The sequence below is a fragment of the Microbacterium sp. zg.Y909 genome (assembly GCF_024626565.1).
The window spans coordinates 1-1,116 of record NZ_JANJFJ010000678.1 but is presented as its reverse complement, the minus strand read 5'-3'; the positions used below and the strand labels follow the sequence as shown (position 1 = coordinate 1,116).

Annotated in this window: 2 protein-coding genes; one reads left to right on the top strand and one right to left on the bottom strand. The window is 70.1% G+C overall.

Annotated features, from left to right (window positions below; all coding sequences use genetic code 11):
• Nucleotides 1-72: 72 nt before the first annotated feature.
• Nucleotides 73-369, bottom strand: a complete 297-nt coding sequence (gene groES, locus NQ160_RS24075) for a co-chaperone GroES (RefSeq protein ID WP_191719721.1) — start codon at nucleotides 367-369, stop codon at nucleotides 73-75.
• 161 nt (nucleotides 370-530) lie between these two features.
• On the opposite strand from groES, the gene NQ160_RS24070 reads away from it, so the two are divergent.
• Nucleotides 531-1,116 (top strand): class I SAM-dependent methyltransferase (locus NQ160_RS24070; protein WP_257517493.1); only part of this gene is annotated, 586 nt, incomplete at its 3' end.

The window sequence follows — 1,116 nt, the reverse complement described above, 5'->3', positions numbered from 1 at the left end:
CTCAGCCTAGAGCCGCTGAACGACGAAGGACCCGGATGCCAGGCATCCGGGTCCTTCGTGAGAAGTCGCGTCTCAGCGGACGACGACCGCCAGCACGTCGCGTGCCGAGAGCACCAGCAGCTCGTCGCCACCGAACTTGACCTCGGTCCCGCCGTACTTGCTGTAGATCACGCGATCGCCGACGGCGACGTCGAGCGGAATGCGGTTGCCGTTGTCGTCGATGCGACCGGGGCCCACGGCGACGACCTCGCCCTCCTGGGGCTTCTCCTTCGCGGTGTCAGGAATGACCAGCCCGCTGGCGGTCGTCTGCTCGGCCTCGACCTGCTTGATGACGATGCGGTCCTCGAGCGGCTTGATGGAAACCGACACGGTCTACCTCTTTCTTAGAACTGAAGACTCGTTAGCACCCACCTGTTGAGAGTGCTAACGCCAGTGTAGAGGCGCGCTGGCACTCACGCAACGCGAGTGCCAGCCCTGTGACCTCGCGCGACCGGCCGGGCCTGCTCGAGCCGTCGCCGTAGGCTGAGGGGATGGAGCTCGCCGAACTGACCGCGTTGCTGACCCCGGAAGGGCTGCGGCTGCTGGATGCGACCGGCGGCATCCGCACGACAGACGAAGCCGCGGCGGCCGTCTCACGGCTGCGCGCCGCAGGCCACTCCCCCGAACTCGTCGCGGCGGTCGTCGGGCAGGCACGGCTGCGGGTGAAGGCCGAGGCGAAGTTCGGCGAGTTCGCCGAGCGCATGCTGTTCACCCGCGCGGGGCTCGAGCAGGCAACGCGACTGTCGGTCGCCGCCCGGCACGCGGGCCGCTTCCGCGATGCCGGATTCTCCCGCGTCGCCGACCTCGGCTGCGGCATCGGCGGTGACGCACTGGGGCTGGCAGCGCTGGGCCTCGAGGTCGAGGCCGTCGAGGCCGACGAGGTCACCGCCGCGATCGCCGCGTACAACCTCGCCCCCTTCGGCCGGCAGGTGCGTGTGCACCACGCCCGAGCCGAGCAGTTCGACTCCCCCTCGGTCGATGCCGTCTGGCTCGATCCCGCCCGGCGCACCCCCGGGCACACCGAGACGACGCGCGTGGGCGCCGCCGAGTGGTCGCCACCGTTGGAGTGGGTCTTCC